Raw genomic sequence first — 7572 nt, forward strand, 5'->3', positions numbered from 1 at the left:
CTTGCTGTCCGCTACGGTGTAAGAACGTAGATCACTACTTACGTGTTCTCGACTGAATGTGTATGGATTATCGTCATCAGTTAACTCGAACGCATCGTAGGTGCAGTCACCGATATCATTTCTCGGACAAACATAAACGTTCGAACGTTCTATCATTTCTGTGTGGCATTTCGGGCATAGGTTTTTCATGTCACTCTCCTCTGATAACTTATTGATACATTGATAATTCCATGTTCTAGAGATCCATCTCCCTCCTTTACCTAAAACAATCACTTAAACCCAACTTTGTTACACCCTAATTACTGAATCGGTGAGACAAAACCATCGGGCTTAAGAGCGACCAAACTGCAGTTAATCGATTGCAAAATATTTTCAGCCGTATTACCAATGACATAGCCAGATATCCCAGTTCTCGCTAAGGTACCCATGACTAGAACGTCCACTTCTATGCTTTCTACGTAATCCGGGATTTTTTCATCAGGCTTTCCGTGTAAATGATGAATCACAATTTCACCCGTAATCCCCGACTCTTCCAGCAGTTGTTGTAGAGCTTGTTTATGATCGGCTTTTGCTTTGTCGAGTTCATGTTTCAACTCAGCATCGTCGACTTGAATCCAAGCATTGTCATGTAGGTAATTCTCTAAGTAATATTCCCAGCAAGAAATCACATGTAAACGACTGTCACAGGTGTCGGCTATTGAACGAGATAATTCAAGTAAACGCACCGCTAATGAGTGCTGTTCATCGCTCGCCGTTAACGGATCTATAGCAACAGCCACACGGCGTTTGTCTCTCGGCTTATCAATCGGTCGGTGTAACCATAATGGACAAGGACATTTGCGTAACAGTGTCATATCAATGGCTTTGAAGCCTTCAGCGCCTTCACCGAGTGGTTCAGCTTCTTTGATGATAAGATCTTTGTTGTCAGCTAATGCTTCTTTTATGATACAGACAGCGGGTTTTTCACTGCTTTTCACAGTAAGAGGAAATGCCAGATCATCTTCAGAAAGATCGAGCTTCTGTCTGTATTCCTGAATGCTTTGTTTGAGGGAGTCTTGTAGCGATTGCTCATAACTTTGCTGATACTGGAGCATATCCGCGGGGAAATCGGGGCACGCAATTAGCCCTGAAACAGGTACTTTGTTGCTGGATGCGATCCTCATCGCTTGTTCGAGCGCCTCACTATGACCAGGCAATCCTTGTGTTGCAAAAAGTATGTTCGCGAATCGTTTCATACACACCTCCTTGTTTGGTTAAATATTAACCACCCACAAAGTATAATACCTAACGGATAATTGTAACGGCTTGTGACGTTGATGAAATCAATTCTCATTAAGCTATGGCTATTGCTTCATTTTGCTTTACGTCACCTTCTCCTTTTCTTTACGACTGTGGCCCGCTGACCCCAATAGAGCGACATACTAAAAATTGAGACCAAATAAAAACCCAAATTACTCAAAGTTTTTTCTCACCTTGAGTAACTTGGGTATAAGCAATAACACACTTAGGCTACGGACTTAAATGGGTAACCTAAATTTTCATACGACTTAGTTGAAAGATGCCATATCAATCACGAATCGGTGTGCAAATATTCACAGCCCTAATGATCCAGAAGTCGCTGTAAATTAATGTTAAGGTTGCTGTTTTGTTGGTGCCAAAGCAATTTCGCGAACACATACACCTTGCGGTTGCTGATAAGCAAACAGCACTGCTCGTGCAATATCGTCGGCTGCCAACACGCCCCCCATATCCTCTTTCCAAGCATCATAGCCATCTTTAATATCTTGAGACGTAGTATGGGAAAGTAATTCAGTTTCCACAGCGCCAGGTGCAATAGTCGTAACGCGAACATTCGATGATGCGACTTCTTCACGTACGTTTTCAGAAATCGCATGAACCGCAAATTTGGTACCACAGTAAGCGGCATGATCAGGAAATGTTTTCTTGCCCGCAATAGAGCTGATATTAATGATCGTACCACTGTTACGCGCTTTCATCGGTGCTAAAACGGACTGCATACCATTGAGCAAGCCAAGTACGTTCACATCAAACATGCGCTTCCACTCCGATGCGTCCTGAGTATCTATCTGGCCTAGAAGCATAACGCCTGCGTTATTTACAAGTGCATCTACCGGCCCATACAACGCTTCAGCTTTCTCAATCGCCGCTTCAAAAGAAGCTTTATCGGTCACATCTACCTTTTCACAAAGCGTATTTGGTAAGTTTAATGCTTCTAAACGTTCTACACGTCTTGCTAACAAAAGAAGTGCATGGCCCTGTTCGCTGAAATGACGTGCAATCGCTTCACCAATGCCTGAACTAGCGCCTGTAATAACAATTAACTTTTTCATTTTGAATCCTTAATAGAACGGTTTACCTCAATGGCGATAAGTTTAAGAAAACTTTTTTTGTTGATATATACCGACCTAGTTGAAACACTGTTGTTATACTGCAACAATACTTTTTTGAATTACGCAGAAGTCATCATGCAAACACACATCAACCTTGCGGATATCCGCTCTTTCGTCCTAATCGCTCAACTAGGAAACTTCACGAAAGCAGCAGAGCAACTTGGCGTTTCTCGCTCACACGTTTCACGTCAAATAACAAATCTGGAACAACAGATTGGTGTTACTTTGCTACAAAGGACCACTCGAACACTGAACCTCACCGAAGCAGGCAAGGTTCTGTATAAACAGTGTGAAACAGCCCTTCACAATATTGATCAAGCTGTTATGGCAGTGGTTGATGATGTAGAAGACTTAAGAGGTGAAATTCGTATCAACTGCGTGGGGGGCTATTTAGGAGAAGACGTTGTCGCAGATATCGTTGCTCAGTTTCTAATCCAACACCCACAAGTGAGCATTAACTTAGATTTTAGCAGCCATCGTGTCGATTTAATCGCGGATGAATTCGATATCGCTTTTCGAATGGGAAAGTTAGAAGACTCCAACTTTATCGCTCGCAAACTGATTGATGTAGAAATGGGGACGTACGCAAGCCCAAGCTATTTAGAAACACATGGCTATCCTTCGCATCCAAAAGACTTAGAAAAACACATTTGTTTGACAGGTAGTGTGACACGCTGGGCATTCGAGAACACAAATACAAAGCAGTCAACGGAGCACCAAATACGTGGGCAGTTACGATGTAAAAGCGGCAGAGTAATGATAAAAGCAGCCTTGGCGGGAAATGGGATCATCCGTGTGCCAGCACTTTATTGCCAACAAGAACTCCAGACAGGCAAGCTAAAAGAAGTGTTTACCGACTGGAGCATTCCGAGTGTGGAGTTTTCACTCCTTTACCATCACGACCGACATCAACCAAAACGCACCCGAGCCTTTGTTGATTTTGCTACTCAATATTTTCGTCAACTGCCGAGTAAGCACAAGTAACGTGCTCGATAGCATTTCCCTATGTGAACCAATATATACGGAATCTATAAAGCCCAAATTTGTACTAAAGAAATACGTAAGCATCGTGATGTTTTAAGGTCTAGTTTTCATAAACATTAGCGGTGTTTGCCCAGTTTGCTTTTTGAAAAATGCAATAAAAGCACTGTCTGAAGAAAACTCCATCCAATCAGCAACGGCGCTGACTTGCATTCCCGTTGATAACAATTCAACTGCTTTTAAGAGCCTCCACTGTTGACGCCAATCTTGATAATTCATACCCGTTTCCGACTTAAATAATCGTGTTACCGTCTTAGTACTTGCCCCCACTTTGCTTGCAAGAGTAGTAAGCGAAGGAGCGAGAAATGAAGGTTCAACCAACTCCCGGCGAAATGTTGTTAAGCGCCGATGTGATGGCAAAGGCAACTGAAACAAATAACGTTTCGCAGCATAAAACTCCTCCCAGAAGAGTGCTGTCGTATTTAGCATCTCGCTGTTATGCTTATCCCACTCCCAAAATGACATTTTATCAATGAGGGCTTGGAGTAAATTATTCACTTCTATCATCGTGATCTTACTCGGACACGCAAACACCTCACAATCAAAATACAAAGATCGATACGCAACCACATTCGTCATCAGTGCGCGATGCGGCGTATTAGGTGGGATCCAAACCGCCTTTGTCGGGGGCAGAATACAAATCGAATCTTTCAGAGCAAAACTCATACAACCTTGAGATGCGTACAACAATTGCCCTTTCTTGTGCTGATGCATACCTGAGTCGTGCTTGCCAATATCCGCAGCAATTCCCACTACACAATTAGAAATTTTGTCTGCGTCAAATTGTGTTTCTTCGTCAATAAGTGCCATTTTGTCCGAATGTTGATGTATTTGGTTTTTATGTTGTTATTAGATCAATCATAGCCTCATTTATACTGCCCGCCAACTTCATTAACGATGGGTAACAATATGAATACTAAGCCCTCTTTATGGCTCATGCTGGTTATGTTGATGTTTCCACAAATTGTAGAAACCATCTATAGCCCAGCGTTGAGCTCAATCGCTCTATCATTTGATGTAAACCACGCACAAGCAGCCCAAACATTGTCGATTTACTTCCTAGCTTTTGCCATTGGCGTTGTAGTTTGGGGAGTGCTCGCAGATAAACTGGGAAGAAGGCCCACCATGCTTATTGGGCTCTTTATCTATGGTTGCGCATCTTTACTCGCAACTCAAACCGAAAGCTTTGCTGTTGTCATGGCTGCGCGAGCCCTGAGCGCATTTGGTATCGCGGTAGGATCCGTTGTCACACAGACCATGCTTCGTGACGCATTTGACGGCCAAGAACTGAGTAAAGTCTTCAGCTTAATGGGGATGGGTATATCAATCAGCCCGGTAGTTGGCATGCTATTAGGCGGGCAGCTTACAGCGCTTGGTGGATACCGTTATGTGTTTTTCGCTTTATTTTTAATCGCGTTAGTATTGCTCGCTTATAACGTTATTAAACTTCCTGAAACACAGAAGGAACAGACACCAGTACGGTTGCATCAACTTAGCTTGAAAATGCTAAGAGACGCGCGAATTTGGCGCTCAGGATTACTGGTTGCTTTGTATAACATTGCTCTATTTTCTTATTACCAGCTTGGCGCATTTACTTTCTCAGCACTTGGGTATAGCTCCGAACAATTTGGATACAGTGGCATAGTACTGGGGTTAGGCACTCTGCTTGGGAGTTATTTAAACAAATCCCTAGTGTCTAAAAATGTTCGAAAAAGCCAACTACTTTGGCTCTCAGCAGTATTGCTTAGTTTGGGATCAGTCGGTGTGTTGATTCTGAGCCAATCAATCTGGTTTGTTGCTCCAATGATGTTAGTCGTCATGTCGTATGGGATTGCGATACCCAATATACTCAGTGACGCACTCGTTGATTATAAACAACAGGTAGGTAGCGCAGGCGCTTTATTTGGGCTCATGTACTACATCATGATCGGGACGGGATTAGCGATGGCTGGAACAGCACAAAACTTAGGTGTCGTTCTACTAGCATGTAGCTGTTTAGCAATTTTATTGGCGTTTTCTACAAAACAAGTTCATACCGACTTGTGACAATAATGAAATACTCTCCGTAATGGTTCACCGAGAATCTAGAGAATTTTTCAATCAATAGGAACTGAGGAGCACAATAGTAACCGCTCCTCAGTTGTCTTCTAGAGTGCGATCTAAACTAAATTAACCTTAAAGAAGCTCTCTAATTTATCAAATGGGATCACATCCAATTGATCGTAGAGATCCGTATGATTCGCATTTGGAATGACCATCAATTCTTTAGGCTCTGCCGCCGCTTCATACGCCGTTTCACTGAAATAGCGAGAGTGCGCCTTTTCGCCATGAATGAACAACACTGGGCGTGGAGATATCTCTTCAATGTAGGTCAGAATTGGCATATTCATAAACGACAGCGGCGTTGTGAGTGTCCATGCTGCATTTGAGTTAATCGCTCGTGGATGAAAGCCTCGTTCAGGAGACTTGTAATAGGCTGCATACTCAACAACAAATTGGGGCTCACCTCCAACTAACTCAAGCGATACTGGCCCGTAAGTAGGCGTTCCATTTTCGGCATCTTCCCATCGTTGCAGGCTTAGCTGCTCTAACGTTTGCGTGCGCTGTTCAAACGTCGTACTGTCGTTATAGCCTTTAGACATTACACGGGTCATATCATACATCGTACTGGTTGCGACTGCTTTGACTCGTTTATCTGCAGCAACTGCGTTTAACGCCATGCCGCCCCAACCACATATGCCTATCACACCAATTTTCTGACGATCAACGTCTTTCTGTAGACCAATAAAGTCCACAGCTGCACTAAAGTCCTCTGTATTGATATCAGGTGATGCAACGTTTCTTGGTTCACCACCACTCTCTCCGGTATACGACGGATCAAACGCTAAAGTAATGAAGCCTCGCTCGGCTAATGTTTGAGCATATAACCCTGAAGACTGCTCTTTCACAGCGCCAAATGGACCACTAATGACGATAGCCGCAAGCTTGCCACTTTTATTTTTAGGTCGATAAAGATCCGCTGCCAACGTGATGCCATAACGGTTTTTAAAACTCACTTTGCGATGTTGAACTTGGTTACTTTTCGTAAATGTTTTATCCCAGGTGTCACCAAGATTTATTTGCGTCTCAGCTTGAACGGAACTCGTTGAGAGCGATCCGACTCCCATAGCAACCACGCTGGCACCCGTCATTTTCATCATATTGCGACGACCTTCATCTGGTTCATCTTGGTAACTTGCTTGATTGTCGTTCTGGCTTTTCATGGTAGACACTCCTAATTAACGTAACACACGATGAGTACAGTACGCGGAGGCTATATCGCTCCTACTTTACTGACACGTACATTGTTGCAACTTTCGTATTTTTTCGTTAACCAGATACTACGCATTGCTTGCCTAATCTTCCGAAGATTGGTCTAAACCTCTTCTAACGTTAATTAAGGCGTAAATAAAAAGCGCCTGTCGGCGCTTTAATTATCCATAGATCTTATTGCCATGTTGGCTCGCCAAACTCTTCACAACGTTGCTTGTCGTAATTTTCAATGCGTCCGCGTTTACCTACAAACTGAACCTGAACAACCATTCCAGCTTCAACATATTCACTGAAATAATCGCAAGAAACACGAAAACTAGTATCGCGTATCACAATTGGTACCCATTCATAGCCGCCGCTGCGTGGTAAGTAAGACTTGAAGGTAATGACCCCATCATCTGAAACGTTGATTTCTTGATCATATTCATTCAACTTATAAAAACGTTGTCCATCAAACTCTGCCTTTGCTTTTTCAATTATTTCCTTCGTTGCTGTCGATTGCATCGGCGTATTTGAGACCAGTTGACACCCAACAACAGATGTCAATACGGACAAAGCCAAAGCGAGTTTAGTTATTTTATTCATTTACCTAACCACTGTAGAATTATTCAACACTTACCATTTTAAAAGGAGGGAGACCATACTTTATTTTTAATAAAAGAAAAAGCGCCTTTTGGCGCTATTAATTATACATCCCTTACCCAAACGTCCTTGACGTCTTTTTTAAGAAGGTCTATCACACTCTGGTGAATGAAAACTAAGCCAAAGTCTTCTTCTAGCTTAAATATTAATCGCTCCTCTAAAGGAA

At 42.8% G+C, this 7572-nt stretch carries 8 protein-coding genes; 2 read left to right on the forward strand and 6 right to left on the reverse strand.

Annotation, left to right across the window (positions count from 1 at the left end; genetic code table 11):
- The 3 genes from CAG69_RS13930 to CAG69_RS13940 all read right to left on the reverse strand — a co-directional run.
- A partial coding sequence (locus tag CAG69_RS13930) for a hypothetical protein (RefSeq protein WP_005392611.1) occupies positions 1–189 on the reverse strand: 189 nt, incomplete at its 3' end.
- Positions 190–299: 110 nt separating this feature from the next.
- The gene (locus CAG69_RS13935; protein ID WP_046875927.1) at positions 300–1235 is read right to left on the reverse strand and encodes a universal stress protein; all 936 of its coding nucleotides are present in this window, start codon (positions 1233–1235) and stop codon (positions 300–302) included.
- 396 nt (positions 1236–1631) lie between these two features.
- Positions 1632–2351 carry an SDR family oxidoreductase gene (locus tag CAG69_RS13940; RefSeq protein ID WP_046875926.1) on the reverse strand — a complete coding sequence of 240 codons (720 nt, stop codon included), beginning with the start codon at positions 2349–2351 and terminating at the stop codon, positions 1632–1634.
- A gap of 135 nt (positions 2352–2486) precedes the next feature.
- Here CAG69_RS13940 and CAG69_RS13945 point away from each other — a divergent pair, with 135 nt between their 5' ends.
- A complete protein-coding gene (locus tag CAG69_RS13945) occupies positions 2487–3395 on the forward strand; it encodes a LysR family transcriptional regulator (RefSeq protein WP_161444747.1) in 909 nt (302 codons plus the stop codon).
- Between the two features lie 93 nt (positions 3396–3488).
- On the opposite strand, the gene CAG69_RS13950 is transcribed toward CAG69_RS13945, so the two are convergent.
- Complete coding sequence (locus CAG69_RS13950; RefSeq protein WP_161444749.1) at positions 3489–4262, reverse strand: AraC family transcriptional regulator; 774 nt, start codon at positions 4260–4262, stop codon at positions 3489–3491.
- Between the two features lie 99 nt (positions 4263–4361).
- Between CAG69_RS13950 and CAG69_RS13955 the strand changes: the two genes are divergently transcribed.
- Positions 4362–5498 carry a multidrug effflux MFS transporter gene (locus CAG69_RS13955; RefSeq protein WP_161444751.1) on the forward strand — a complete coding sequence of 379 codons (1137 nt, stop codon included), beginning with the start codon at positions 4362–4364 and terminating at the stop codon, positions 5496–5498.
- A 113-nt stretch (positions 5499–5611) separates the two neighbouring features.
- Here the strand turns inward: CAG69_RS13955 and CAG69_RS13960 are convergent, their stop codons facing one another.
- Complete coding sequence (locus CAG69_RS13960) at positions 5612–6715, reverse strand: alpha/beta hydrolase (RefSeq protein WP_150916858.1); 1104 nt, start codon at positions 6713–6715, stop codon at positions 5612–5614.
- 223 nt (positions 6716–6938) lie between these two features.
- Positions 6939–7349: a hypothetical protein gene (locus tag CAG69_RS13965; RefSeq protein WP_053807869.1), complete on the reverse strand. Its 411-nt coding sequence runs from the start codon at positions 7347–7349 to the stop codon at positions 6939–6941.
- Between the last annotated feature and the right edge of the window lie 223 nt (positions 7350–7572).

The sequence above is a fragment of the Vibrio sp. V43_P6S15P86 genome, from assembly GCF_009904725.1.
Taxonomy (GTDB): domain Bacteria; phylum Pseudomonadota; class Gammaproteobacteria; order Enterobacterales; family Vibrionaceae; genus Vibrio; species Vibrio diabolicus.